General features: G+C 67.4%; 28 protein-coding genes. 7 read left to right on the top strand and 21 right to left on the bottom strand.

The genetic code is table 11. The annotated features are described in order from the left end of the window. Positions 1-2: 2 nt before the first annotated feature. From rplX to rpsJ, 13 genes are read right to left on the bottom strand one after another with little or no spacing between them, the layout of a single operon-like run. Positions 3-362, bottom strand: a complete 360-nt coding sequence (gene rplX, locus AB0N80_RS05105; protein WP_076673708.1) for a 50S ribosomal protein L24 — start codon at positions 360-362, stop codon at positions 3-5. A gap of 2 nt (positions 363-364) precedes the next feature. Then, positions 365-733 (bottom strand): 50S ribosomal protein L14, encoded by a 369-nt coding sequence (gene rplN, locus AB0N80_RS05100; RefSeq protein WP_013584005.1) that lies wholly within the window; start codon positions 731-733, stop codon positions 365-367. Positions 734-768: 35 nt separating this feature from the next. Next, entirely contained in the window at positions 769-1,095 is a 327-nt protein-coding gene (gene rpsQ, locus AB0N80_RS05095) for a 30S ribosomal protein S17 (RefSeq protein ID WP_076673706.1), read from the bottom strand. After that, complete coding sequence (gene rpmC, locus AB0N80_RS05090; protein WP_058623969.1) at positions 1,095-1,409, bottom strand: 50S ribosomal protein L29; 315 nt, start codon at positions 1,407-1,409, stop codon at positions 1,095-1,097. Before rpmC ends, rpsQ begins: the two co-directional genes overlap by 1 nt. Then, a complete protein-coding gene (gene rplP / locus AB0N80_RS05085; protein WP_013584008.1) occupies positions 1,409-1,828 on the bottom strand; it encodes a 50S ribosomal protein L16 in 420 nt (139 codons plus the stop codon). The genes rpmC and rplP overlap by 1 nt, the downstream gene beginning before the upstream one ends. Continuing rightward, the gene (gene rpsC / locus AB0N80_RS05080) at positions 1,828-2,586 is read right to left on the bottom strand and encodes a 30S ribosomal protein S3 (protein WP_058230882.1); all 759 of its coding nucleotides are present in this window, start codon (positions 2,584-2,586) and stop codon (positions 1,828-1,830) included. Before rpsC ends, rplP begins: the two co-directional genes overlap by 1 nt. Beyond that, complete coding sequence (rplV, locus tag AB0N80_RS05075) at positions 2,586-2,984, bottom strand: 50S ribosomal protein L22 (RefSeq protein WP_136585944.1); 399 nt, start codon at positions 2,982-2,984, stop codon at positions 2,586-2,588. The genes rpsC and rplV overlap by 1 nt, the downstream gene beginning before the upstream one ends. Positions 2,985-3,006: 22 nt before the next feature. Beyond that, positions 3,007-3,288 (bottom strand): 30S ribosomal protein S19, encoded by a 282-nt coding sequence (rpsS, locus tag AB0N80_RS05070; protein WP_013584011.1) that lies wholly within the window; start codon positions 3,286-3,288, stop codon positions 3,007-3,009. A gap of 12 nt (positions 3,289-3,300) precedes the next feature. Further along, a complete protein-coding gene (rplB, locus tag AB0N80_RS05065) occupies positions 3,301-4,140 on the bottom strand; it encodes a 50S ribosomal protein L2 (protein WP_013584012.1) in 840 nt (279 codons plus the stop codon). Positions 4,141-4,164: 24 nt separating this feature from the next. Continuing rightward, on the bottom strand, positions 4,165-4,464 hold the full coding sequence (gene rplW, locus AB0N80_RS05060) for a 50S ribosomal protein L23 (RefSeq protein ID WP_013584013.1): 300 nt from the start codon (positions 4,462-4,464) through the stop codon (positions 4,165-4,167). After that, entirely contained in the window at positions 4,461-5,123 is a 663-nt protein-coding gene (rplD, locus tag AB0N80_RS05055) for a 50S ribosomal protein L4 (RefSeq protein ID WP_076673700.1), read from the bottom strand. The genes rplW and rplD overlap by 4 nt, the downstream gene beginning before the upstream one ends. 2 nt (positions 5,124-5,125) lie before the next feature. Further along, positions 5,126-5,785 (bottom strand): 50S ribosomal protein L3, encoded by a 660-nt coding sequence (gene rplC, locus AB0N80_RS05050; protein ID WP_076673698.1) that lies wholly within the window; start codon positions 5,783-5,785, stop codon positions 5,126-5,128. 8 nt (positions 5,786-5,793) lie between these two features. Beyond that, positions 5,794-6,102: a 30S ribosomal protein S10 gene (gene rpsJ / locus AB0N80_RS05045; RefSeq protein WP_013584016.1), complete on the bottom strand. Its 309-nt coding sequence runs from the start codon at positions 6,100-6,102 to the stop codon at positions 5,794-5,796. Positions 6,103-6,587: 485 nt separating this feature from the next. Between rpsJ and AB0N80_RS05040 the strand changes: the two genes are divergently transcribed. Further along, positions 6,588-7,673, top strand: a complete 1,086-nt coding sequence (locus AB0N80_RS05040; RefSeq protein ID WP_363577939.1) for a PqqD family peptide modification chaperone — start codon at positions 6,588-6,590, stop codon at positions 7,671-7,673. After that, on the top strand, positions 7,670-8,386 hold the full coding sequence (lepB, locus tag AB0N80_RS05035) for a signal peptidase I (RefSeq protein ID WP_363577937.1): 717 nt from the start codon (positions 7,670-7,672) through the stop codon (positions 8,384-8,386). The genes AB0N80_RS05040 and lepB overlap by 4 nt, the downstream gene beginning before the upstream one ends. 90 nt (positions 8,387-8,476) lie before the next feature. On the opposite strand, the gene AB0N80_RS05030 is transcribed toward lepB, so the two are convergent. From AB0N80_RS05030 to AB0N80_RS05015, 4 genes are all read right to left on the bottom strand, one after another. Further along, entirely contained in the window at positions 8,477-8,692 is a 216-nt protein-coding gene (locus AB0N80_RS05030) for a hypothetical protein (protein ID WP_363577935.1), read from the bottom strand. 152 nt (positions 8,693-8,844) lie between these two features. Beyond that, positions 8,845-9,432: a hypothetical protein gene (locus tag AB0N80_RS05025; RefSeq protein ID WP_315993617.1), complete on the bottom strand. Its 588-nt coding sequence runs from the start codon at positions 9,430-9,432 to the stop codon at positions 8,845-8,847. A 144-nt stretch (positions 9,433-9,576) separates the two neighbouring features. Then, entirely contained in the window at positions 9,577-10,401 is an 825-nt protein-coding gene (locus tag AB0N80_RS05020) for a helix-turn-helix domain-containing protein (protein WP_315993618.1), read from the bottom strand. Positions 10,402-10,646: 245 nt separating this feature from the next. Then, complete coding sequence (locus AB0N80_RS05015) at positions 10,647-11,141, bottom strand: hypothetical protein (RefSeq protein ID WP_363577932.1); 495 nt, start codon at positions 11,139-11,141, stop codon at positions 10,647-10,649. Between the two features lie 995 nt (positions 11,142-12,136). Here AB0N80_RS05015 and AB0N80_RS05010 point away from each other — a divergent pair. Then, positions 12,137-14,689: a FlgD immunoglobulin-like domain containing protein gene (locus tag AB0N80_RS05010; protein ID WP_363577930.1), complete on the top strand. Its 2,553-nt coding sequence runs from the start codon at positions 12,137-12,139 to the stop codon at positions 14,687-14,689. Here AB0N80_RS05010 and AB0N80_RS05005 read toward each other — a convergent pair. Genes AB0N80_RS05005 through AB0N80_RS04995 form a run of 3 tightly spaced genes read right to left on the bottom strand, consistent with a single transcriptional unit; the run spans position 14,673 to position 17,964 of the window. After that, a complete protein-coding gene (locus tag AB0N80_RS05005; RefSeq protein ID WP_363577928.1) occupies positions 14,673-15,935 on the bottom strand; it encodes a right-handed parallel beta-helix repeat-containing protein in 1,263 nt (420 codons plus the stop codon). The two genes, AB0N80_RS05010 and AB0N80_RS05005, sit on opposite strands and share 17 nt — an antisense overlap. After that, positions 15,911-16,882, bottom strand: coding sequence for a glycosyltransferase family 2 protein (locus AB0N80_RS05000; RefSeq protein WP_363577926.1), 972 nt, complete (start codon positions 16,880-16,882; stop codon positions 15,911-15,913). Before AB0N80_RS05000 ends, AB0N80_RS05005 begins: the two co-directional genes overlap by 25 nt. Next, the gene (locus AB0N80_RS04995) at positions 16,879-17,964 is read right to left on the bottom strand and encodes a glycosyltransferase family 4 protein (RefSeq protein ID WP_363578184.1); all 1,086 of its coding nucleotides are present in this window, start codon (positions 17,962-17,964) and stop codon (positions 16,879-16,881) included. The genes AB0N80_RS05000 and AB0N80_RS04995 overlap by 4 nt, the downstream gene beginning before the upstream one ends. A 318-nt stretch (positions 17,965-18,282) precedes the next feature. Here AB0N80_RS04995 and AB0N80_RS04990 point away from each other — a divergent pair, with 318 nt between their 5' ends. From AB0N80_RS04990 to AB0N80_RS04975, 4 genes are all read left to right on the top strand, one after another. Beyond that, entirely contained in the window at positions 18,283-19,674 is a 1,392-nt protein-coding gene (locus tag AB0N80_RS04990) for an O-antigen ligase family protein (protein WP_363577924.1), read from the top strand. A gap of 106 nt (positions 19,675-19,780) precedes the next feature. Then, positions 19,781-20,653, top strand: coding sequence for a glycosyltransferase family 2 protein (locus AB0N80_RS04985; RefSeq protein ID WP_363577922.1), 873 nt, complete (start codon positions 19,781-19,783; stop codon positions 20,651-20,653). After that, the gene (locus AB0N80_RS04980) at positions 20,653-21,696 is read left to right on the top strand and encodes a polysaccharide pyruvyl transferase family protein (protein WP_363577920.1); all 1,044 of its coding nucleotides are present in this window, start codon (positions 20,653-20,655) and stop codon (positions 21,694-21,696) included. The genes AB0N80_RS04985 and AB0N80_RS04980 overlap by 1 nt, the downstream gene beginning before the upstream one ends. Continuing rightward, positions 21,693-23,132 carry a lipopolysaccharide biosynthesis protein gene (locus AB0N80_RS04975; protein ID WP_363577918.1) on the top strand — a complete coding sequence of 480 codons (1,440 nt, stop codon included), beginning with the start codon at positions 21,693-21,695 and terminating at the stop codon, positions 23,130-23,132. The genes AB0N80_RS04980 and AB0N80_RS04975 overlap by 4 nt, the downstream gene beginning before the upstream one ends. A 20-nt stretch (positions 23,133-23,152) precedes the next feature. On the opposite strand, the gene AB0N80_RS04970 is transcribed toward AB0N80_RS04975, so the two are convergent. Beyond that, positions 23,153-24,061, bottom strand: a complete 909-nt coding sequence (locus tag AB0N80_RS04970; RefSeq protein ID WP_363577916.1) for a glycosyltransferase — start codon at positions 24,059-24,061, stop codon at positions 23,153-23,155. Positions 24,062-24,065 lie beyond the last annotated feature (4 nt).

The following is a 24,065-nucleotide window of genomic DNA, read 5'->3' as shown; positions in this document are numbered from 1 at the left end:
ATTCAGAGGTCCTTGCCGCTCTTCTTCGCGTAGCGCACACGGACGGTGCGCTTGACGCCGTCCTTCACCTGCTCCTCGACACGGTGACCGACACGGGTCGGCTTCTTGGTCGAGGGGTCGACGAGCGCGACGTTGGAGATGTGGATCGGGGCCTCGAACGTCTCGATGCCACCGGTCTTGGTGCCGCGCTGGGACTGACCCACGCGGTTGTGCTTGGTGACGTAGTTCACGCCCTCGACGATGACGCGGTTCTGCTCGGACAGGACCTCGAGGACCTTGCCCTGCTTGCCGCGGTCGCCGCCGCGCTCGGGCTTGGCGCCCGAGATGACCTGAACCAGGTCGCCCTTCTTGATTTTCGCCATGATCAGATGACCTCCGGGGCGAGCGAGACGATCTTCATGAACTTCTTGTCGCGAAGCTCACGACCGACCGGTCCGAAGATACGGGTGCCGCGGGGCTCCCCGTCGTTCTTCAGGATCACGGCGGCGTTCTCGTCGAACTTGATGTACGAGCCGTCGGGACGGCGGGTCTGCTTCACGACACGGACGACGACGGCCTTGACCACGTCGCCCTTCTTGACGTTTCCACCCGGGATCGCGTCCTTGACCGTGGCGACGATGACGTCACCCAGGCCGGCGTAGCGGCGGTTGGAGCCGCCGAGCACGCGGATGGTGAGCAGCTCCTTGGCGCCGGTGTTGTCGGCGACCTTCAGCCGGGATTCGTTCTGAATCACTTTTTACTCCTTGGGTTCCAAGCAAGCCGCGAGGCTTACTTGGCCTTCTCGAGGATCTCGACCAGGCGCCAGCGCTTGGTGGCGCTGAGCGGACGGGTCTCGTTGATGACGACCAGGTCGCCGATGCCCGCCGAGTTGGTCTCGTCGTGCGCCTTGACCTTGGAGGTGCGGCGGATGACCTTGCCGTAGAGCGGGTGCTTCACGCGGTCCTCGACCTCGACGACGATCGTCTTGTCCATCTTGTCGCTGACGACGTAGCCACGACGCGCCTTGCGGTAACCGCGGGCGTTCTCGTCGCGAACATCGTTCTCGGCGTGCTCGTGACCGGCGACCTGCGCCTCGGCCTTCTTCGCGGTAGCCATTACTCCGCCTCTTCCTTCGCGGCGTCGTCAGCGGCATCCGCCTTCTTCGCCTTGCTCTTCTTCGCCTTCGCCGGAGCCTCGACCGGAGCCGGGGTGGCGCGGATGCCGAGCTCGCGCTCACGGATCACGGTGTACAGACGCGCGATGTCGCGCTTGACTGCACGGATGCGACCGTGGCTCTCGAGCTGGCCGGTGGCCGACTGGAAGCGCAGGTTGAACAGCTCTTCCTTGGCCTTGCGCAGCTCCTCGACGAGGCGCTGGTCTTCGAACGTGTCGAGCTCGCTCGGAGCGAGCTGCTTGGTGCCGATCGCCATTACGCGTCGCCCTCCTCGCGCTTGATGATGCGTGCCTTCAGCGGCAGCTTGTGGATGGCACGGGTGAGTGCTTCACGAGCGAGTTCCTCGTTGACACCCGCGACCTCGAAGAGGACGCGACCCGGCTTGACGTTGGCGACCCACCATTCGGGGGAACCCTTACCGGAACCCATGCGGGTTTCGGCCGGCTTCTTGGTCAGCGGACGGTCGGGGTAGATGTTGATCCACACCTTTCCACCACGCTTGATGTGACGCGTCATGGCGATACGAGCGGACTCGATCTGACGGTTCGTCACGTACGCGGGGGTCAGCGCCTGGATGCCGAACTCACCGAACGACACCGTGGTGCCACCGGTGGCCTGACCCGAGCGACCGGGGTGGTGCTGCTTGCGGTACTTGACCTTGCGGGGGATGAGCATTACGCCGACGCTCCTTCTGCCACGGGGGCCTCGTTGCGCGGGCCACGACGACGGTCGCCACCGCGGTCGTCACGACCGCGCGACTTGGGCGCGTTGGCCTGCTCGCGGGCGAGCTCCTTGTTGGTGAGGTCGCCCTTGTAGATCCAGACCTTCACGCCGATGCGGCCGAAGGTCGTCTTGGCCTCGTAGAAGCCGTAGTCGATGTTCGCGCGCAGGGTGTGCAGGGGCACACGGCCTTCGCGGTAGAACTCGGAGCGGCTCATCTCGGCGCCGCCGAGGCGGCCCGACACCTGGATGCGGACACCCTTGGCGCCGGCGCGCTGAGCGCCCTGCAGACCCTTGCGCATCGCGCGACGGAACGCCACACGAGCAGACAGCTGCTCGGCGACACCCTGCGCGACGAGCTGAGCGTCGGCCTCGGGGTTCTTGACCTCGAGGATGTTCAGCTGGATCTGCTTGCCGGTGAGCTTCTCGAGGTCGGCGCGGATGCGCTCGGCCTCGGCGCCGCGGCGACCGATCACGATGCCCGGACGGGCGGTGTGGATGTCGACGCGGACGCGGTCACGCGTGCGCTCGATCTCGATGTTGCTGACACCGGCGCGGTCGAGCGACGTGGTCAGCAGGCGACGGATCTTGATGTCCTCGGCGAGGTAGTCGGCGTAACGCTGACCGGGCTTCGTCGAGTCCGAGAACCACCGCGACACGTGGTCGGTGGTGATGCCGAGGCGGAAGCCGTACGGGTTGACCTTCTGTCCCATTACTTGCTCGCCTTCTTGTTGGCGCGAGCCGGGGCTGCCTCAGCGGCCTCGGGCGTCGCGAGCACGACCGTGATGTGGCTCGTGCGCTTCTTGATCTGGAAGGCGCGACCCTGAGCGCGGGGCTGGAAACGCTTGAGCGTCGTGCCCTCGTCGACGTACGCGTTCTTCACGTACAGGTCGGCGTCATCCAGGTATTCGTTCGTCTTGTCGGCGGTGACGCGAGCGTTCGCGATCGCCGAGGCGACGAGCTTGTAGATCGGCTCGCTCGCGCCCTGCGGCGCGAACTTCAGGATCGCGAGGGCCTCTTCGGCCTGCTTGCCCTTGATGAGCGCGACGACACGACGAGCCTTCTGAGGGGTCACGCGGATGTGTCGCACACGTGCGATGGACTCCACCATTTCTCTCTCCTCCTCGGTCGCCTTAGCGGCGACGGCCCTTCTTGTCGTCCTTCACGTGGCCGCGGAAGGTGCGGGTGGGCGAGAACTCGCCCAGCTTGTGGCCGACCATGGTCTCGGTCACGAACACGGGGATGTGCTTGCGACCGTCGTGCACGGCGATGGTGTGTCCCAGCATGGCGGGGATGATCATCGAACGGCGCGACCAGGTCTTGATGACGTTCTTGGAACCGGCTTCGTTCTGCGAGACGACCTTGCGAAGCAGGTGCTCGTCGACGAAGGGGCCCTTCTTAAGGCTGCGAGGCATCTTCCTCTACTCCTACTTGCGCTTCTTGCCGGCGGTGCGACGGCGGACGATCAGCTTGTCGCTTTCCTTGTTCGCGTGGCGGGTGCGGCCCTCGGCCTTACCCCACGGCGAAACAGGGTGACGACCACCGGAGGTCTTACCCTCACCACCACCGTGCGGGTGGTCGACCGGGTTCATGGCGACACCACGCACGGTCGGGCGGACGCCCTTCCAGCGCATGCGGCCGGCCTTGCCCCAGTTGATGTTCGACTGCTCGGCGTTGCCGACCTCGCCGATCGTGGCGCGGCAGCGCACGTCGACGTTGCGGATCTCGCCGGAGGGCAGACGCAGCTGCGCGTAGGGGCCGTCCTTCGCGACCAGACGCACCGAGGCGCCGGCCGAACGGGCCATCTTCGCTCCGCCGCCGGGACGCAGTTCGATCGCGTGGATCACGGTACCGGTGGGGATGTTGCGCAGCGGCAGGTTGTTGCCGGGCTTGATGTCAGCGCCGGCACCCGACTCCACGACGTCGCCCTGCGACAGCTTCGCGGGGGCGAGGATGTAGCGCTTCTCGCCGTCCGCGTAGTGCAGCAGCGCGATGCGTGCGGTGCGGTTGGGGTCGTACTCGATGTGAGCGACCTTGGCGTCGATGCCGTCCTTGTCGTTACGACGGAAGTCGATCAGACGGTACTGACGCTTGTGGCCACCACCGATGTGACGCGTGGTGATGCGGCCCTGGTTGTTGCGGCCACCGGTCTTCGACAGCGGGCGCAGCAGCGACTTCTCAGGCGTCGATCGGGTGATCTCGGCGAAGTCGGCCACCGACGAGCCGCGGCGACCGGGGGTCGTGGGCTTGTACTTGCGAATAGCCATTGTTCTTGTCCTCTATCCCGACCGTCAGCCGACAGACGTGAAGATGTCGATGGTGCCGGACTTCAGCGTGACGATGGCACGCTTGGTGTCCTTGCGCTTGCCGATGCCGAAGCGGGTCCGACGGGCCTTGCCCTGACGGTTCAGCGTGTTCACCGAAGCGACCTTGACGCCGAAGATCTTCTCGATCGCGAGCTTGATCTCGGTCTTCGACGAGCGGGGGTCCACCAGGAAGGTGTACTTGCCCTCGTCGATGAGCGAGTAGCTCTTCTCGGAGACGACCGGCTTCAGGATGATGTCGCGCGGGTCCTTGTTGACGGTGGTCATGCCGAGACCTCCTCGGTGGCAGCGCTCTTCGACGCGACGAACGCGTCGTAGGCGGCCTTGGTGAAGACGATGTCGTCGGAGACGAGCACGTCGTACGTGTTGAGCTGGCCGACGGTCAGCACGTGGACGTACGCGAGGTTGCGCACGCTCTTGATCGTCAGCTCGTCGTCGCGGTCGATGACCACCAGGACGTTCTTGACGGCACCGAAGGCCTTCAGCGCGGCAGCGGCGGCCTTGGTCGAGGGCGCACCCTCGATGGCGAAGCTGTCGACGATGTGGAGGCGCTGCCCACGAGCACGGTCGCTGAGCGCACCCAGGAGGGCGGCGGCGATCATCTTCTTGGGGGTGCGCTGGCTGTAGTCGCGGGGCTTGGGCCCGTGGACGATGCCACCACCGGTCATGTGCGGCGCGCGGATCGAGCCCTGACGGGCGTTACCCGTGCCCTTCTGCTTGAAGGGCTTGCGGCCGGCACCCGAGACCTCGCCACGACGCTTGGTCGAGTGCGTGCCCTGGCGAGCCGCGGCGCGCTGCGCCACGACGACCTGGTGGATGAGGGGGATGTTCGTCTTGACGTCGAAGAGCGCGGCGGGCAGCTCGACAGAGCCGGCCTTGTTGCCGTCGGCCTTCACGACGTCGAGCGCGAGAGTCGAGTCAGCCATGATCAGGCACCCTTCACTGCGTTGCGGACGTAGACGATGCGGCCACGAGCACCGGGGACGGCGCCCTTGACGAGCATCAGGCCCTTCTCGGCGTCGACGGCGTGCACCGTGAGGTTGAGGACGGTCACGCGCTCGCCACCCATACGGCCGGCCATGCGCATGCCCTTGAAGACGCGGCTCGGGGTCGACGAGGCGCCGATCGAACCGGGCTTGCGGTGGTTGCGGTGCGCACCGTGCGATGCGGAGACACCCTTGAAGTTGTGACGCTTCATGACACCGGCGGTGCCCTTGCCCTTGCTGGTGCCGACGACGTCGACCAGCTGGCCGGCCTCGAAGAGACCGTCGACGGTGAGCTCCTGGCCCAGCGAGTAGTCGGCGGCATCCGCGGTGCGCACCTCGGTGAGGTGGCGGCGCGGGGTGACACCGGCGGCGTCGAAGTGAGCCGTGAGGGGCTTGTTCACCTTGCGGGGGTCGATCTGGCCGTAGCCGATCTGAACGGCGTTGTAGCCGTCCTTCTCGAGCGAGCGCAGCTGGGTCACGACGTTCGGGGCGACCTCGATGACGGTGACGGGAACGAGCTTGCCGTTCTCGTCCCACACCTGGGTCATACCGAGCTTGGTGCCGAGGAGGCCCTTGGAGATCTTGGAGTTGATGTCAGCCATGTCGAACCTCAGAGCTTGATCTCGATGTTGACATCGGCCGGGAGGTCGAGGCGCATCAGCGAGTCGACGGCCTTGGGCGTCGGGTCGATGATGTCGATGAGGCGCTTGTGGGTGCGCATCTCGAAGTGCTCGCGGCTGTCCTTGTACTTGTGGGGCGACCGGATGACGCACACGACGTTCTTCTCGGTCGGAAGGGGAACCGGGCCCACCACGGTGGCGCCGGCACGGGTCACGGTGTCGACGATCTTGCGCGCCGACGAGTCGAGCCCGGCGTGGTCGTACGACTTCAGGCGAATGCGGATCTTCTGTCCCGCCATTGTCTGCTCTCTCTCTTTCAGCGTCTTACCCGACCTGGGGCATTGGACGCACGGTGGTGCTGACGCACCCTGGCACTTCCCCTCGCTCACGCGAGAGATGCTGCACCGCTGTTCAGCTGTCAAACCGGATGCCACGTCGTGGCCTCCGGCCCGCCCCGCGCACGCACGCATGCGAATCCCGTGAAGGATGAGGGGTTCGGTGTGGTGTTCTGCTGCCCGCGGCCCAGGACCCTGCGCTTCCGCGCCGCCTGTGCACTGCCGAGACAGTGATCCTGGCGCGCGCCGAGCGCACGCCGGAGTGTGGAACTGGACTAGTCTACGGACCCCCGGCACGTGTCGCAAACCCGGGCGTGTCGCGTGCGGCGGATGCTCAGGATCACCCTTCGAACCCATCCCGAACCGGCGGAGCTGCGCCATAGGATGGTCGCGCCTGGGGGGCGATCACAACGACCATCGCGCGTCTCCGGCCGGACAGGAAGGCACGGATGAGTCCTGCTGACGACGGGTCTGCACCCGCGACCGTATGCACCGTCGACGCGATGGGCGTCGTCGTCGACATGCGCACCGACGCCCCCCTGCCGGACCGGATGCGCTCCCGCATCCTGGAGGCGTGGCGCGATTGCCGCGTCGGGGCCGAGGACACCCGCGGTCGTCGCGTGCTGGAGCTCCACCCCGACGCGTTCGTCGACCCCGACGGCGGGCTCTCGAACCTCTCCACCCTCGTCACGCTGGAGGCGCTCGACGCCCTCCGCGGCACGCGGCTGCTCCTGCACGCTGCCGGGGTGGCCACCGAGGACGGCCGCACGATCGCGCTGGTGGGACCCTCCGGTCGCGGCAAGACCACGGCATCCCGTCATCTGGGACAGCACTTCAGCTACGTGAGCGACGAGACCGTGGCCGTCGCCGACGACCTCGCGGTGAGCCCCTATCGCAAGCCGCTCTCGGTCATCACCGAGGGGCTCGTCCACAAGGAGCAGATCGCGCCCAGCCACTTCGGGCTGAAGGGTCTGCCCGCTGTGCCGCTCCGGCTCGTCGGGCTCACGCTCATCGACCGCCGACCCGGGTCCCCGACGGTCGGCCCCGAAGTCGTCGACCTCATCGACGCCGTCTGCGAGTTGACCCCGCAGATCAGCTATCTGCCGGAGATGCCGGCCCCGTTGCAGCGGCTGGCGCGACTGTTCGACACGATCGGCGCCCCCACCCGGTTGATCTACCGGGATGCCACCGAGCTCCCGGCCCTCGTGCAGCAGATGTTCGATGCGCCCCCGCCGCGCGCCCAAGCCTGGACGCTCCCCCGCCGCACGGACTCCGTGGGTCCGTGGCGGGCCACCGCGTACGACGACGCGATCCTCGTGGACGGCCGCGCGTGCATCCTCCGCGACGGTGTGGTGACGGCGCTCGAGCAGCTCGGACGCCTCGTGTGGACGCTGTGTCTCGCGGGGGCGTCCGAGGAGACGATCGCCGAGGCGGCGGAGGCGGAGTTCGGCGAGCCGGCGGAGGGGAGCGCGTCGGCGGTGATCCGTTCCACTCTCGACGAGCTGCGCACACGCGGGTTCATCGAGGCCGCATGACCGACCGGACCTCTCCCCCGGTGCCGCGTGCGCGCGGATGGCGACGGGTGCGCCGGTCGCCCGTGACCCACGTGATCGCGGCGTTCATCGTGCTGGCCCTCGTACAGCTGTTCCTGGTCAAGCCGTTCCAGGTGCCGTCGGAGTCGATGTCGCCCACGCTCGAGACCGGCGACCGCATCGTGGCCGACCGGATCTCGCTCGCCATGTCCGACCCTGCGCAGGGCGACGTCGTCGTCTTCTCGCGCCCGGACGGGTGGAAGACGGATGCCGCGCCGCGCGGAGCGCTGCGGACGGCGGCGGGGTGGGTCGGCGACCTCGTCGGATTCGGACCGAGCAACCTCGACGCGCTCGTGAAGCGCGTCGTGGGGACACCGGGGTCGACGGTGCGGTGCTGCAGCGCTGAGGGGCAGGTCGAGGTCGACGGGATCGCGCTCGACGAGGAGTACGTTCGCAACGACCTGCCCTTCATCGCTGGACAGCTCGACTGCGAGAGCGCCCCCACGTCCTCGCGATGCTTCGGCCCCATCGACGTTCCCGAGGGCCAGTACCTCGTGATGGGCGACAACCGGGCGAACTCGGCCGACTCGGTCGTCGGATGCCGAGGAGCCCCGGCATCCACGGACTGCGCACGCTTCGTCGACCGCGCGGACATGATCGGCGAGGTACGCGCGATCGTGTGGCCCCTCGACCGCGCGTTCGGCCCACTGGACTGACGGCGGGCGGGCCGCCGCTCCCCCGTCCGCGGCGTCCGTCCGACGACGGCGCCGCCCCCGAGGTGGGAACGGCGCCGGCGCGAATAGGTGTCAGGCGTTGCCGATGTGCTTGTCGACGTTCTGACGGACCTCGTCGACCTTTGTGTGCTGCTCGGCCGGCACGACCTTCTTGATCGCGTCGGCGGCGCCGTCGAGGATCTTGTCGCTGATCTCTTCGGCCTTCTCGCTCTTGAGCGCCTCTTCGATCTTGTCGCGGTTCTCGTCGAGGAGCTTCTTGCCCTTGTTGATGATGTCGTCGACGCCCATGGCGTTCCCCCTCACTCGGTCGATCCGGCCGGAACGCCGGGTCGATTCACCGCTCATTGTGGCGCGCGTGGTCATCGCGGGGAAGACGTTGACGCGCACGGACGACGAAGGGCGCCGCGCGGTGTGCGCGACGCCCTCGTGTCACCGGTGGATCAGATGGTGACGCCGCTGTCGATCGTCTCGAAGTTGACGGCCGAGGCCTCGACGACGGCGCGCGTCGGCGGCAGAGTGTTTCCCGAGGTCGGGCGGAGGATGACGTACGGAGCCGGAACGCGGTTCGCCGAGCCGTTGAGCAGCTGGCCGGAGTACGAGAACGTGATGCTGCCCGACGTCCCAGACGCGACCGTGCCGCCGGACTGGGTCCAGCCGCGCAGGTTCTGGAGGATCGGGGTGTAGTCGCCCGATCCCGACCACTTCACCGTGATCGTGGGCGCCGACGCGTAGTAGGAACCGGCCGGATACTCGTCGCCGTTTCCGTCGTAGATGAAGAACCCGAAGCCCGAGGTCGACTGGTTGATACGGATCTCGTTCGGGTTGCCGCCACGGTAGGTGGAGATCGACGTGCCACCGTCGAGCGTGCTCGCGGACCCCGACGGCACAGGCTGCGGTCCGGTCGTGCTGGCGGAGGCCAGCGGCGCGGCGACGGCCACGGCGATGACGGGCGCGGCCCACGCGGCGGTCTTGATGACGGCGCGACGACTGACGGAGCCGGTGGCGGTCTCGGAGTTCTCGGTGCTCATGTGTGCCCCCCAGGGGTTCGATCGGATGTCTCGTCCGTCATCGGGTGAAGAACGAGGTGACAACACGGCGATGATCTCGACGCGGGGCGGTGAGCACGCGGGTGAGTGGCGGAAGACGGCGTCTCGGGTATGAGAGATGGCGCGTCAGGCGCGAACCGCGTGCGGGCGGCGCGCAGCGCGCACGCGCGTCGGAGAGGGATGCCCCTCAGCGGCGAACGCCCGAGCAAGAGACGAGCCGTTCGCGAGACCGCAGGTGTGCGCCACCCGCTCGATCGAGAGCGAGGAATACGCTGGATCGCGCAGCAGTGTCATGGCGTGCCGAACACGCGCGCCCCGGATGCTGCGGTCCATCGTCGTGCCGCGCGCCGTGAACTGCCGCTGCAACGTGCGCAACGACGTGTTCAGCTCCGCGGCGACGGACGCCGCCGTCAAGTCGGGATCCCCGACGCGCGCGGTGATGACCGACAGGGCGGCCGCGTGCAGGTCCGCCGCGGGCTTGTCGTGCCGGGCTTTCAGCGACGCCACGACGACGCCGACGATCATCTCCTGCAGCAGTCGCTCCATGAAGTAGAGCGAAAGCCCGGTCTGCCGGTCTCGCGTCGTCGCGCAGGTCCACGCGAAGGTCAAGAACGGCCAGAAGAGGGCGGAATGCGTATCGATCGCGTGCGCGAAGGGAGCCTCGATCCCGATGCCGTTCAGCACCTGAGCGGGGAACGTCAGCACGAGGTGGCACTTCGCCGCCGGGGTCATCGCCGCCTGCGCTCGTGAGGCGAGCAGTGCCGTGCTCGGCCCCTTCTCGGTCACCGCCCCACGAATGGAGGGAGGGCGGTCGAGCGCGATGAGCAGGGAGACCTCGTCGTCCGCGGCTCCGGATGCCACGGACACCGGCCGCGCGTGAACACTCGCGCGAATACGCACGCTGCCGAATCCGGCTTCGATCGGAGCGGTGTCGTTGACCGCGATGACCACCGACGCCCCCCGACGCAGTACGACAGGACCGCACCGGATGCGCGATCGTCGCGCCGGATCGCAGCCCAGCGCATCACCCATGCAATCGGGAGGACCGCAATGCTTTCGCGGCGGAACGTCAAGGGATTGTCAAGATTGCGCTAAGACTTGCACAATTCGCGCAGCCGGATGCCGCGAGCGGTGACGCTCACGGCATCCTTCCTCCCCCTCAGAGCCCGGCGGTGGCCCGAAGAGGTCGAGGATCGTCAGCTGGAGAAACCGGCGACGAACGGGTCGCACGACGGATCGATCGTGACCGGGGTGTCGCTCGCCGTCGGGGTGTGGCGCAGATCGAGCGGACCGAGCGGGCCGGAGGGCAGCTGCACGGTATACGAGACGGTGCGGGTCTCGTTCTGGCCGAGCGTGACCATACGGCTCTCGCCGGTGTTGCCGTTCTCGTTGCCGCTGCGCGACAGCGACGCGATGTCGCCCTGCCCGGGGTCCATCGCCGTGATCGCCGCGCCGGGAGGTGCGAAGAACAGCGTGTCCAGCATCATCGTGCGCGGAGGCAGGCCGTAGGAGCTGTTACGGAAGCCCAGCGTGTACGCGTTCGTGATGTCATCCGTGATGCCGTTGCGCATGTTCATGCTGACGTTCACGGTGCGATCCGCTGCGTTGCACGAGGCGAAGACCTCGGTTGAGAGGTGGTACTCCAGCTTGCTGACCGAGAAGTCGTTCAGGTAGATGCCCAGCTGCGTCAAGGTGGCAAGGCGTTGCTCGCGGCTTCATGAGCCGTCGAGGCCACACAGGCCTAGATCTCGACGCGGCCTTGGAGCCGCTGCTCGCTCTCGATCTCGCCTACGCCCCGACAGCAGGGGCGTCTTGACTCCGTGGAGAAAGATTCCGTCCTTCAGACCAGAAAGGTGGAAGCGTTACGAATGCGCGAGGTCACAGCAGCGAAACGCGGCATATGTACATTCCGGCCGCCCCTCACCGCGTGACGTGACGACTGAACGCACCACCGGTCGGGAAAGCGCAATGCTCTTATTTTGGCTTGTCGCGCGAGACGAAGCGGTACACACTGTCCGAAAGACAGCGTCGGCCGGCTATTACCCTCCCGGGTGACCGTCGCACAGTCCGAATGCCCCCCGCCCCTCCCCCTTTCTCTCGTTTGAACGTCCGCGCGTATTCCCAGTTGCAACAGCAAGCGGCGTCAGCGCGCGGCGATTAGCCGGCGCCAATCCACTTATTTTTATGTCGACCGTCGCGGCAAGACGGCCGCCTTGCCCCTGATTGGACTGCTCGGATGAAGACCCTGCTCGGCATCGCCCTCGTGGCGTTGCTCTCCTCTACTCCGGGCATCGTTTCGGAAACCCCCGCCCCCGGCTCAACGAGCCAAACAGCCGCACCGAGCCCCTCTTTGTCAGCAACACCCGGCCCCACCGCCGACGCGGGCGTTGCACCGACGGCGTCACCGACATCCAGTCCGATTCCCTCGACACAACCTCCCGTCGACGAGAGTTCGACGCTGATTCCCCTTGCGGCGCCCGGTCTCGTCGCCGCCGAGAGCTTCTCCTCCCAGGACGATTGGACAATCGTCGCCGGCAAGGGCTCGTTATCGACATCAACGGACGCCACCGAGGGCGGGCGCTCTCTCAAGCTCGACTATGACCTCGGCGGCGGTACCTTCGAAATCGGGCGTAGTGCAACCCCTGCAGACCTACCGACCACTGGGCTGCGGGGCCTCAAGCTCGATGTGAAGGGCGATGGCAGCTTCAACACGATGTATCTCCGGCTGCGCGACGCGACGGGCGAGGTCCTCTACTACCGGGTCGGCAACATCAACAACACCGGCTGGTCGACGGTGACGGTCGATCTGTCGCGCGCACCCGCGGCCACCACCGGCGGCAACGGCGACGGGCTGATCGACGGTCCCGCCGCTCTCTTTCGCCTCGTGATCGTGCGGAACGGCTCGCAGCCCGCGACCGGCTCGGTGCGCGTCGACAACCTGCGGGTCGACGACAGCGGGTGGACCGCTCCCGCCACCACATCGCGGTCCATCATCCCCGGCGCCGGCACCAGCAGCATCACCTTCGCGAGCGGCGCGGCCGGTGACTACCGCCTTCGTTTGATCGATCCGTCCGGCGCGACCCGGACGTTCCGGGGGACCGCGCAGACAGCGACGACCCAGACTATCCGATGGGACGGTCGCTCGGATGGCGGCGGTATTCTCGCCGGTGTCGTCCGAGGACTCCTGGAGTACGACGCCACGCCCAACGGCGATCTGGCCGCCCCGTCGACGATCGCGACCCCGTACCTCCTGGGCGCCGCGCAGCGCGCGGAGTCGGCGACACGCGGCTCCGTCGCGGCCGTCAACTCTTCGCTGACGACCTACGAGAGCCTGTTGAAGGCGGACACGGATGCGGCTGCGATGGAGGACGCCTACATCCGCTACGCACGCGAGGAGTTCGAGTGGAACCGGGTGGAGCCCCGTAAGGGGTTCTTCGACTGGCCGAAGTTTGATCAGGCCGTCGCCGTCGCTCGCGCTCGCAACATCGACATCATCGGCAAACTCGTGTACTCCGCCGACTGGGCATCGAGCGCACCGAGCGGAACCGCCAGCTCCACGGCGCGTTACTACCCGCCGTCCGACTACGCCGACTACGTCAACTACGCCGTCGCAACCGTCGAGCGCTACAAGGATCGGGTCAAGGTCTGGGAGATCTGGAACGAACCGAACATCGTCCAGTACTGGAAGCCTGCGCCCGACGCGTCGGCTTACGCTCGCCTCCTGAAGGACACCTACGCGGCGATCAAGCGCGTCCAGCCGGACGCCATCGTGGTGACCGGCGGCCTGGCGGGGTACTCGGAGCAGTACCTGAACGGTCTGCGCGATGCCGGAGCGATGGGGTCGTTTGACGGGCTGGGTCTGCACACCTACGTCGAGGGGGCCCCGGAACCGAGCACGCTCGACAGCTGGATCTCCGCGACCGAGTCCTTCTTGGCGCGCAACGCTCCGGGGAAGTCGATCTGGATCACTGAGACTGGGTGGTCCACCTGCACCACGTGCGCGGCGGGCGCCGGCGTCTCGGAGGCCGAACAGGCCGATTACCTGAGCCGCTCCATGATCGACGCGGCGGGGCATGGAGTAGCGGCCTATGCCTGGTATAACCTCGTCGAGTTCGGCACTAGCGGTAGCAGGCTCGACAACTTCGGACTCATCGAGCAGTCGGGCCGAAAGAAGCCTGCCTACGCCGCCCTCGCTCGCACGGCGGCGGGAATCGCCGGATCCGTCGCGGCGGGGACGGCGTCCCCGTCAGCCGGCTCCACGACGGTGCTCAGTGACATGGCGAGCACCGCGGGAATCACGACGCGGTCCGTCGGCCAGGGGGCGACGTCGACACTCACGGCGACCTCGTCCCGCGTTGCGGGCACCGGGGCGGTGGCGCTCGACTACAACTACAGCGCTTCCACGGCAGAGGGCACGTCACTGATCCTCAACCTCCCCGTGGAGGGACGACCGAGCGCCATCTCGCTCTGGGCCTACGGCGACAACAGCAACAGTCCCGTCTATATGAAGATCCGGGATGCCAAGGGAGAGGTGTTCGAGGGCAAGGTCGGCAACGCGGGAACGGAGAAGTGGTCCCGACAGACGCTGTTCTTCGACGGTCTGAACCCCAGCTTCAAGAGCTATGGGTCGAACGTCGACAAGAAGATCGACTATCCGATCACCGTGACCGAAGTCCATGTCTTCAAATCCACGACGAGCAAGACGCGCGGTCGGATCATCCTCGACGACGTGTCCGCCCACTACGGGACGACGACACGGGGGAACATCTTCTACGGTCGGAACTTCGTGACCCAGGCCGTTTACCGGGACGCAGCGGTCACGACGAAGCTCCCCGTCTCGAACACCACGGCCTATGCGTACGACCGCGGGGCGCTCCAGGCGCTCACCGTCGACGACGCGCTGGGGGCGACGGTGACCGTGTCGTCGATGCCAAAATTCGTCGTGTCGACGCACCTGGTGACTCCGTCGACCGTACGACCCGGCGAGTCCGTGACCTTGCGCACCGTCGCGGGCGACCGCACGACGCTCACCATGCAGATCTACACGTCGACGGGGCAGCTGGTGCGCACCATCACCGACGCCCGCGCGTACGCGTCGGGGCCGCGGGACATCGTCTGGAACGGGAAACGATCCGACGGCACCAACGCGGCGCCCGGGGCATACCGCTATCGACTCGAGGCGTTCGGACCCGACGGGAGGAGCGTGGCCTGGGGCCGCCCGTTCACCATTTCCGGGTGACCCCCTGGCGGGCCACGACCGACCCGTCCCCGCGCTCGACCAGGAAGGGCCCTCCGCTGGAAGCGACCTGGTAGGAGGCGTCGGCCGCCCCGCTGACGGTGTTCGACGTGACGATGACATTGCTGGTCCCCGCCATGATGAGGACCCCGTAGACCATCTTCCCGGCCTCGCCGGAGATGTTGTTGTCTTCGATCAGAACGGATCGAGCACCCTCGTCCCGGAGCTTCGTGACGGCGACTCCGCACCGCCAATAGTCGGGGTTGCCGTCCTGCTGGGCCACGTCGCGAATGTTGTTGTCGGTGAGCGTCACCCGTTGAACGCCCTCGATCTGCACTCCGGTTTTTCCGGTCGGCCCGATGGTGTTTCCCGTGACCGTGAGGTCGACGGGCCCTCCGGCTCGGTCGTGCACGTGGACGCCGAAATCACGCTGGGAGGTCACGGTGTTCTTGGAGACGGTCCCCGACCGCGCTCCGTTACCGAAATAGATGCTCACCATGTCGGTTGAGAGGGTGTTCGCTTCGACCGTCACGTCGCGCGCGCCATCGCCTGCGACCATGACCCCCGTGTCGTAGGAACTGAGGACCACGTTGCCGCGTACCACGACGTCGCGTCCCCGCACGTAGATGGCCGATGGCGATGGGGCTGTACCCTTCGCGACCGCGGAGACGGTGTTGCCGGTCACCTCGATGTGTTGGGCCTGTGCGTCGATGCGGACGGCGAAGTCGCTGATCTGATCGAAGGTGCAGCCGACCACGGTGATGTGCTCCGACGTCGCGCCGGAATCTGCATATACGTGCACTGCGTGCTTCATACGGACGAAGCCGCAGCCGTTGACGACTATGTCCGAACTGGCGTCGATCTGCAGGGACACCGCGTCGACGGACTGCGTCCCGCCGTCGAATGTGACGTTCGTCACACGTGCCCCGCTGATGCCGTTGGCCAGCACGAAGGGGGAGTCGGTGTGATCGGCGAGCGTGAGAGTCGACCCGTCCGGATGAGCGGCGAGCTCCACCCCTGAACGGAGTCTCACCGTGGATCGCACCGTCCGAGACCCCGATGGAAGGACGACGCGATCACCCTGCGCGGCCTGACTGAGGAGGGCATTCAGTTCGACGGCGTAATCGGGCTCCTCTGGCTCGGGGCGACACGAAGCCAGCGCGACCGCCACGACGGACGCTCCAGCGAGCGCCAGGACGCCGCGGCGCGTCAGCGTTCGCGAGGTTACCGAGCCGGTTTCGTCGTCCATACCGCACCCGCGAATCGTCGGAACCGTGCCGCCCGCGCTCGCATCGCGGGAGCGGATGGCCCTGACCGCGCGGACTTGACCGCCAGGAGCAGTGCGCGTGAACCCAGACCGGCGGAGAAGATGAGGCGCCACAGGAAGCGTCTGACCGGACCGGGTGAGAACCGCCAGACGTAGAAGTCGAACGTGTTCTCGGCCCACATCGTCGATACGGCCGAGCCCGCCGCGTTGACGGACGCGGCGATCTCGTGCGTCGCGACGACATCGGCATCCAGCACGACCCGGAAACCGTGTCGGAGCACGCGGTCGGCGAGCTCGATGTCTTCCCCGTACATGAACCATCGATCGGACAGGGTCCCGACCGAGGACCGCGCTGCGGGGGCGAGGTACAGCGCGCAGCCGGAGACCCATTCGACATCCTGAGTGTAGGAGTGGTGCTCTCGGTAGAGATGCCGCCCGCGCAGCACTTGCACCCGCGGAAACGCCCGCGCCAATCCGGTGAAGTGGGTGAAGAGGGGCCACAGTCGGGGCTGCTTCCCCGCGGCGAGCGTGGGCACCTGCGGTCCACTGTCGACCAGTGGGGCGAGGATGCCGATCCGAGGATCTTCCTGCGCCTTCTCGACCAGACGCAGAAGGTCGCTGCCGGTGATGCGCGCGTCGGGGTTGAGCAGGAACAGCCCACCCGGGTCCGAGGACTCGATGCCCCGGTTCACCGCGCGTGCGAAGCCATCGTTCGTGGGGCTCTCGATCACGCGCGCGACGAGGCCCTCGGACTGCAACCGACGGGCGATGTCGACGGAGTCGTCCACGGAGCGGTTGTCGACGACCACGACCTTGAACGCCTCCGAGGGACCGAGCGTGCGTACGCACTGCTCCAGATCGGCTCCGGAGTTGTACGTGACCAGGATCACTGTCGTGAGGGGCAGGCCGCCCGCCTCCGTCTTCTTCACCGGGACTCCCCCACTCGCTGGATCTCGTTGGCGATGGCAGCGCGATAACGCTCGCGCGAGAAGCGCTCGTGCACGCTCCGTCGGCCCTTCTCGACGAGCGTGGCCCCCGCCAGCGGATCGTCCGCCAGCGTGCGCAGCGCCGAGGCCAGGGCATCCGGATCATCCGGCGGCACGACCAGCCCGTCCTCACCGTCCGTGACGATTTCGACCAGTCCTTGCACGTCCGAGACGACCACCGGTACGCCCGCGGCGAGCCCCTCGGCCGCCACGGTGCCGAAGGGTTCGGCACGCGACGGCACGACGAGAGCGTCCGCCGTCGAGAACAGCTCCTGCGTCCGAGAGACGAATCCCGTGAACGTCAGGACGCCCGCGTCGAGCCCGAGCTCGTCGGCGAGGGTTGTCAGATCGCGCTCGTACCACTCGTACCCGGGGAACACGGCTCCCGCCAGGGTCAATCGTGCGTCGACTCCCGTCTCGCGGAGCAGGGCGACCGCGCGCACAGCGACATCCGTCCCCTTCCGGGGGCTGAGCCGCCCGAGATAGAGGACCCGGAAAACCCCTTCCTGACTCGCTTCATGCGCGACGACGTAGGAGGACCAGTCCTTCCCGTTGTAGATGACGCGTGTGCGGGAACGCACACCCGGGCAATCCCGAAGAATCTGTCGCTCTGTGAACCGACTGTTGGCGATCACCGAATGCGCGAGCAGGAGCGGCGAGAGGAGGGCCCGGCGAACCACGGCCGGTGGATCCACTTCGGCCTCTCTCACGTGTACGACGACCTTCTTCCGCGCCAACCGTGCCGCCAGCGCCCACCAGGGCTGGACAATGGTGTTCACGTAGACGAGGTCGGGACGGGTCCGCCGCAGCGCAGCCGCCATTCGCGGTCCTCGCAGAACGAGGTCGCGGACGAGCCTCACGAACCCCCCGGGCTTCATCGCCGACTTCCGCAACACGGGCACGTCATGGATGACGACCTCCGCGCCGGCGGCGCGGAGCTCGTCGCGCAACGGACCATCGACCGGGAGGACGACGGTGACGTGAATCCCGCGGTCGATCAACCCGACGGCAGCCTCAAGCGCCATGCGGTCGCTGCCGTAGAGCTCGGCCGAGGGGTGGCATAGCATCACGCGCACGACGACACCCGCCGGAATGCTGCGCGAAAGGGGGTCGCGCGTTGCGTCGAAAACGGGATGCGGCCCGATTCAGAAGCGGCCATCGACAAGAGGACAACGGGCCTGAAATGGATTTCTGTTCGCACCTATACCCCTGAATGATCGATGTACGGGCGCCCGTGCCTTCATCGATGCTACCCGACGATGCCACACCGCGACCGGGGCTGCGCATATCCTGGTCGAAGCGCCTGGAAATAGGTGCCCGACATCCCGGGGGGAGGCATGACGGTGAAACGGTCGATTCTCATCACTATCGCGGCGGCATTGGTCTTCATGGCGCTCGTGGTCGCGGTCGGCCCCATTCCCGTCCTCATCGGGATCATTGGCATCACCGTGGTCGTCGCGGTCTTGCGCTTTCCGCTCGCTGGTGTCTACGCCCTCATCGTGCTGCTGCCCCTCAACGCGTTGATCTCACAGGTCGCCCCGGGGGCGATCGGAACCGCGTACGGCGTTCTGAAAGACGCCGTCATCGGACTTCTGCTCATCGCCGCGCTCGTCAACCGACGGTTCAACCGTGCGCCGACGAGCATCGCGGTCCTGGTCGGCCTGCTCGTGCTGCTCCCGCTCATCAGCGGAGCGTTCTCCCCGTCGCTTGAGCAGGGACTCTACGGATGGCGCAACGATTACGAGCCCCTGCTGCTCCTCGTCCTCGTTCCCGCGTTCGTCGAGGGCCGCCACGTCCGTCGCATGATGGGCGCCGTCATCGTCATGGCGCAGGTCAGTTCGATCATCGCCATCGCCACATGGTCCCGCGGCGTGCAATGGTTGCTCGACATCGGACGGTTGCCGGTTCCTGCCGGGGAACGCTTCCCGACGTCCCTGTTCTCGTCCGGGAGCCTGTCTCCACGCGCTTTCAGCCCGTACGTCGCACCCAACGAGATGGCCGCGGCCCTGCTCATCTCCCTCGCCGTGGTCTGGTGCGCGCCTGGTCTACGCCCCTCGCGCCGACTCGCACTCACGGTGCTGCCCGCCGTCGCCATCCTGCTCTCGGAGTCGCGGAGCGGACTTTTCGGTGGGGTGATCCTGGCTGCCGTCCTCATCGCCCGCTCGTTGCGGAAAAGCTCCCAGCTCCTCTCGGCGGGCTTCCTCGCCGTCGCCGGCGTGGCGACCGTCGCGGCAGCCGTGCTGTACATCGGAGGCGCGCTCGAAGAGGAGACGGACACCTCGTTCGGCGGGCACGCCGCGAGCCTCCAGGAGGGGCTGCAGCAGCTGGTCCTGCATCCCCTGGGCATGGGGCTGGGAGTCGTGGGACCTCGTGCGCTGCAATTCGAGACGAACTACCATGTCGAGAGCTTCTGGCTTCTCATCGCGCTCGAATCCGGCCCTCTCGTCCTCGTGCTCTTCCTCGTCCTCCTCGGCACTCTCGCCGCCCGGGCGACGCGTTCGCGGACGTCGGCGGGCTTCCTCGCGGCCGCCGCGCTGAGCGCCACGGTGGTATCGCAGATCGTCCTGCCGACATTGCAGGAGAGCCCTGTCAGTTTCCTGCTCTGGATCGTCGTCGGCCTCGCGGTCGTCGCCCAGGCGCAGGAGAAGGACGACACCCCGGCGACCGAGCCGCTCCCCGGTCTCGCTCGCCGCAGGCGTGCGCCGAGAATCACCACGGCCGTGGCGCGCTCCTGACCGCGCGGGCGGAGCTCGCGGACGATGGCCTCGCCCGGGTTTCCGCCCCGCATTCCTCGCCTTTCCGCACTCCCCCGCCGTCCATCCCGAAGAATGAGGAGAAATCGTGAGACTGTCCGTCGTCATTCCGACGATCGGTCGACCGGAACTGTCCCGCGCCGTCGACAGCGTCTTGGCGCAGACGGTTCCGGTGCACGAGATCATCGTCGCCGCGGACACGACCGACGAACTCGGTCTCCCCGCCGACGACCGCGTGCGGATCATCCGCGTCGGTCCCGGCGCCGGTGGCAACGCCGGTCGCCAAAGCGGTGTCGAACAAGCGACCGGTGACGTCATCGGCCTGCTGGACGACGACGACGAGTGGTCCCCGACTAAGGTCTCGGTCCTCTCGGAGCTCGTCGCGGACGCGACCGGCCCCTGGCTTGCCACCTCCCGGACGCGAATGAAGAGGGCGGACGGCACGGAGTTGATCCAGCCGAGCTTCCCCATCGCCGCCGGCGAGGACGTGCGAACCTACATGTTCGCCAAACGAACCCCCCGAAGCGGGCACGGGTTCATCCAGGCCTCCACGCTCCTCTTCCCCCGCACCCTCGCGCTCGAGGTCCCTTTCGACGTCGACTTGAAGTTCCATCAGGACGTGTCTTGGCTCACGTCGGTCGCCGCGCGGCATCCGGACCTGCGCGTGTTCCAGGCGTGGGAACCGCTCGCAAGCTACTACGCGACGGAAGGGTCGGTATCGAAGCGCATCGCCCCGCAGGGCTCCATCGCGTGGGCGCGACGCTTCCTGTCCGACGACCGCCGTCTCCTTGGGGACTTCGTCCTGACGCAATCCCTCGGCTTCGCCCGCCGCACCGGATCGCCCGCCGCGATGATACGGACCCTCTGGGCGGGTGTCCGTCTCGGTCGCCCCGGAGCAGCGGCCGTGCTCTACGCGGTCGGGGCCACAGTCAAATACTCCCTTCGACGAAAGAACACCTGATGCGACGCATATACGTTCGGGGGACCGGCCAGGAGGACAACATCGGCGACGTGATCCTTCGACGCGCATTCTTCGACGAGCTCTCCCGTGCCGGACAACTGCACATCCTCCTGGGTGAGGCGAGCGCCGACTTCATCGACTCGTTGCGGCTGCGCGCCTCGGACGTCGTCTACCGCGACGCCGACACGTGGAGGCGATCCGCTTACCGGTCCGTTCTGCGCGGACGGACATGGTGGGTCGACAAGCCCGGTGAACTGCTCCTCCAGGAGGACATCTACAAGGGTCAGCGGCGACTCCTCCCCCTGATCCTCGCCATTCGCGTGCGCGGCGGGCGCGCGCTGCGACTCGGGGTCGGACAGCGCAAGCCCAACTCTGCGGTCATCGCCCGTTTCCGCCGCCTCTACCGTCTCTCGTCGATGGTCGCGTGGCGAGATGTCGCCTCGCGGGAGCACTTCGGGTTCGGCGAGGTGATGCCCGATTGGGGGTTCCTCCCGGGTGCCCCCGACGACGCGAAGCGGCGCCACCGCCTGGTCGTCTCCTACCGCGGTGATCGACAGCCCCTCTCTGAGGAAACGGCGGCCGCGATCCGTGCCTTCGCTGAGCGCAACGGCTTGACCGTTACCGTCATCACGCAGGTGGCTCGAGATTCCGAGCGGAGCAAGGAGCTCCACCGCGATCTGGGCGGCGATCTGCTGGACTGGGAGGTCGTCGCCGACCACGCGGCGCAGGAGGATCGGCTGCGTGAGATCTACCTCGAGACGGCGGTCGCACTGAGCGATCGACTCCATGTACTCATCGTCGCCGCGGCCGAGGGGGCCGTTCCGGTCAATCTGGTCGCGGAGCCGGACGCCAAGGTCGGCCGCCACTTCGACGCGATCGATTACACCGACATGACCGTCTCATCCGACGGGATGAGCACCCAGCAGCTCGTCGATACCCTCGAGCGCCAGGCGGCGCGCTCCGCCGAGATCGCCGAGCGCGTCGATGCTGCACGCCACCGCATCCGCGAGATCGCGCATCGCGCGCTGGCGACCCGCTCTTGACCACCGGCCTCGGACGTCGCGCGCTCGGCGGAGCCGGCGCCACTTTGCTGTGGCAGGGCGTCCGCCTGGGGCTCCTCGCCGTATCGATCGTCGTCCTCGCTCGCCTCCTCGACCCGACGGACTACGGCTACCTGGCTATGGTCACCGCCGTCATCGGACTCGGGGAACTCCTCCGCGACCTCGGGCTCTCGATGGCCGCGGTGCAGGCCAAGAACGTCTCGGCGGCGGAGAAGAGCAATCTGTTCTGGCTGAACAGCGCCATCGGGCTCGTCCTGGCAATCGCCGTCTTCCTGGGATCCTGGGGCATCGCCGCGATCTACGGCGAATCCGCGCTCGTCCCCATCACGCAGGTGCTGTCGGTGACCTTCCTGCTCAACGGCGTCGCCGCTCAATTCAAGGCGCAGATCAACCGCGACATGCGCTTCATGACCCTCGGCGTGACCGAAGCGGCTCCGCAGGCCGTCGCGCTCGTCCTCGCGATCGTCCTCGCACTCTGCGGGTTCGGATACTGGGCGCTCGTCGCCCAGGCCCTCACCGTGGCGGCGTTGGCGCTGACGATGGACGTCATCCTCGCGCGCTGGCATCCCTCGCTCCCGTCGCGAACCACCTCCATCCGGCGGTTCCTGCGGTTTGGGGGCGCTCTCGCAGGGACGCAGGGGATTGCATACGCCGCCAAGAACATCGACACGGTCGTCCTGGGCATCCTGTTCGGCTCGAGCGTCGTCGGCCTCTACAGCAGGGCATTCCAGCTAGTCGTCCTCCCCCTGAATCAGTTGACGGCCCCGCTCTCCCGCGTCGCGGTGCCCGTCCTCTCCCGCATCCAGGACGACCGGGCACGCTTCATCGAGTACATCCGGACCGGCCAGTACTTCACCGTCACCCTGGCCACGATCTTCTACGCGACGCTGGTGGGCTTCGCCGAACCGGTCGTGTTGCTGGTCCTGGGCGAACGCTGGCTTCCCGCGGCGCCAATCCTGCAAGCGCTCGCCCTCGTCGGCATCTTCCGAGCACTCGGGCAGGTCCCCTACTGGATCTTCGTGTCGCTGGGTCTGACCGGGAAGCAGCTCACGATCTACCTCGTGACGCAGCCGCTGGTCGTCGTGGCGATCCTCGTCGGGGCTCCGTGGGGCCCGGTCGGCGTGGGGATCGGAGGGTCGATCGGCTACTTCCTCTTCTGGATCATTCAGATGTGGTGGGCTGGCCGTACGTCTGGACTTCCCGCCGCGTCGCTCACGTGGTCGGGGCTGGTGGCCGTCGTCGTGACCGGCGTCCCCATCGCCGTCGCGGGTTTCCTCGGCACCGTGGTGTTCCAGGGCCCGGTGGCCCTGACCATCGCGGCTGCCTCCGCCGCTCTCTGGTCCGTCGGCGTCAACGTCGTCGTCCCCAGCCATCGACGCCGCCTGGGTGCCGTGCGCGCGCTCATCCGCCGCCGTTGAGCGGGAACCACGGACAGGACTCAGCGCGGTGCGCGCCGGTACTCCTGCACGTGACGTCCGCTGACGGCGCCGAGCCAGCCGAGCCCGCGGGTGATGTGCGCGGTGTCCTGCAACCGCAGACCACGGCCGGTCACCAGGGCGCCGCCGGTCCTGACGAGGCCGACGCCGATATGCCCGATCGCCGTCGCCGACACCTTCCAGGCAGGGCGTGTCCTCAGCAACAGACGACCGGAGACGTTGTTAATCCGGATGTACCGACGCATGATCCAACGGAATCGGAGGCGATCCGCGGGCGCCGTCTCCGCGACCTCGGCCGATGGCGCCCACGCGACCTTCGCGCCGGAGGCGTGGATGACCCGCGTGAAGAAGTCGGTGTCGCTGCCGCCGGTCGCCGAGAAGCTCTCGTCGAATCGGGGTGAGCCGGCACGGTGGAATGCGGTCAGCGCGACGAGGGTGTTGTTGGTGGCCGGTGTGCGATCCGTCAGACCTTCTCGCTCGGGATTGCGCTGCATGTAGCCCCCGCGTTCGATCCACGCCGGCGCATCGACCGGGAAGATCGTGCGGACCGGACCACAGACGATCTCCGCCCCGTAGGCCTCCTCGGCGGCGCATAGTGCCTGGAGCCACTCCCGGGGAACGACTTCGTCGTCATCGACGAATACGAGATGCGTGGCGTCGGACGGCAGACGATCCAGAGCCGCGTTGCGTGCCGCGGCGATCCCCGGCTGCGGCTCGACCACGTAGTCGATGGCGAGGGGACTCGCCAAAGCGACCTCGCGACCAGAACCCGCCGCGTCGTTGTCCACCACGACGAGACGGATGCGGTCGGCATCCGGCATCCGTTCGATCGAGCCGAGGAGGGCGGCCAGGTCACTCGGCCGCTTATAGGTCGCCACGGCGAGGACGATGGAGCGCGGGGAATCTGGCACTGGG

Origin of the sequence: Microbacterium sp. NPDC089188, assembly GCF_040685155.1 — a bacterium.
Lineage (GTDB): Bacteria > Actinomycetota > Actinomycetes > Actinomycetales > Microbacteriaceae > Microbacterium > Microbacterium galbum.
This window is presented reverse-complemented; position numbering and strand designations above follow the sequence as displayed.

What these genes read in the sequence shown, in the direction of transcription:
- AB0N80_RS05030 (WP_363577935.1), bottom strand. Translation starts at nt 8,692, where the DNA reads ATGGGCGTCGACGACATCATCAACAAGGGCAAGAAGCTCCTCGACGAG.
- rplW (WP_013584013.1), bottom strand. Translation starts at nt 4,464, where the DNA reads ATGACCACCGTCAACAAGGACCCGCGCGACATCATCCTGAAGCCGGTC.
- AB0N80_RS05040 (WP_363577939.1), top strand. Translation starts at nt 6,588, where the DNA reads ATGAGTCCTGCTGACGACGGGTCTGCACCCGCGACCGTATGCACCGTC.
- rplV (WP_136585944.1), bottom strand. Translation starts at nt 2,984, where the DNA reads ATGGTGGAGTCCATCGCACGTGTGCGACACATCCGCGTGACCCCTCAG.
- AB0N80_RS05025 (WP_315993617.1), bottom strand. Translation starts at nt 9,432, where the DNA reads ATGAGCACCGAGAACTCCGAGACCGCCACCGGCTCCGTCAGTCGTCGC.
- rplX (WP_076673708.1), bottom strand. Translation starts at nt 362, where the DNA reads ATGGCGAAAATCAAGAAGGGCGACCTGGTTCAGGTCATCTCGGGCGCC.
- rpsJ (WP_013584016.1), bottom strand. Translation starts at nt 6,102, where the DNA reads ATGGCGGGACAGAAGATCCGCATTCGCCTGAAGTCGTACGACCACGCC.
- rpmC (WP_058623969.1), bottom strand. Translation starts at nt 1,409, where the DNA reads ATGGCGATCGGCACCAAGCAGCTCGCTCCGAGCGAGCTCGACACGTTC.
- rplD (WP_076673700.1), bottom strand. Translation starts at nt 5,123, where the DNA reads ATGGCTGACTCGACTCTCGCGCTCGACGTCGTGAAGGCCGACGGCAAC.
- rplP (WP_013584008.1), bottom strand. Translation starts at nt 1,828, where the DNA reads ATGCTCATCCCCCGCAAGGTCAAGTACCGCAAGCAGCACCACCCCGGT.
- AB0N80_RS04995 (WP_363578184.1), bottom strand. Translation starts at nt 17,964, where the DNA reads ATGGCGCTTGAGGCTGCCGTCGGGTTGATCGACCGCGGGATTCACGTC.
- rplC (WP_076673698.1), bottom strand. Translation starts at nt 5,785, where the DNA reads ATGGCTGACATCAACTCCAAGATCTCCAAGGGCCTCCTCGGCACCAAG.
- AB0N80_RS04980 (WP_363577920.1), top strand. Translation starts at nt 20,653, where the DNA reads ATGCGACGCATATACGTTCGGGGGACCGGCCAGGAGGACAACATCGGC.
- AB0N80_RS05005 (WP_363577928.1), bottom strand. Translation starts at nt 15,935, where the DNA reads ATGGACGACGAAACCGGCTCGGTAACCTCGCGAACGCTGACGCGCCGC.
- rpsC (WP_058230882.1), bottom strand. Translation starts at nt 2,586, where the DNA reads ATGGGACAGAAGGTCAACCCGTACGGCTTCCGCCTCGGCATCACCACC.
- rpsS (WP_013584011.1), bottom strand. Translation starts at nt 3,288, where the DNA reads ATGCCTCGCAGCCTTAAGAAGGGCCCCTTCGTCGACGAGCACCTGCTT.
- lepB (WP_363577937.1), top strand. Translation starts at nt 7,670, where the DNA reads ATGACCGACCGGACCTCTCCCCCGGTGCCGCGTGCGCGCGGATGGCGA.
- rplB (WP_013584012.1), bottom strand. Translation starts at nt 4,140, where the DNA reads ATGGCTATTCGCAAGTACAAGCCCACGACCCCCGGTCGCCGCGGCTCG.
- rpsQ (WP_076673706.1), bottom strand. Translation starts at nt 1,095, where the DNA reads ATGGCTACCGCGAAGAAGGCCGAGGCGCAGGTCGCCGGTCACGAGCAC.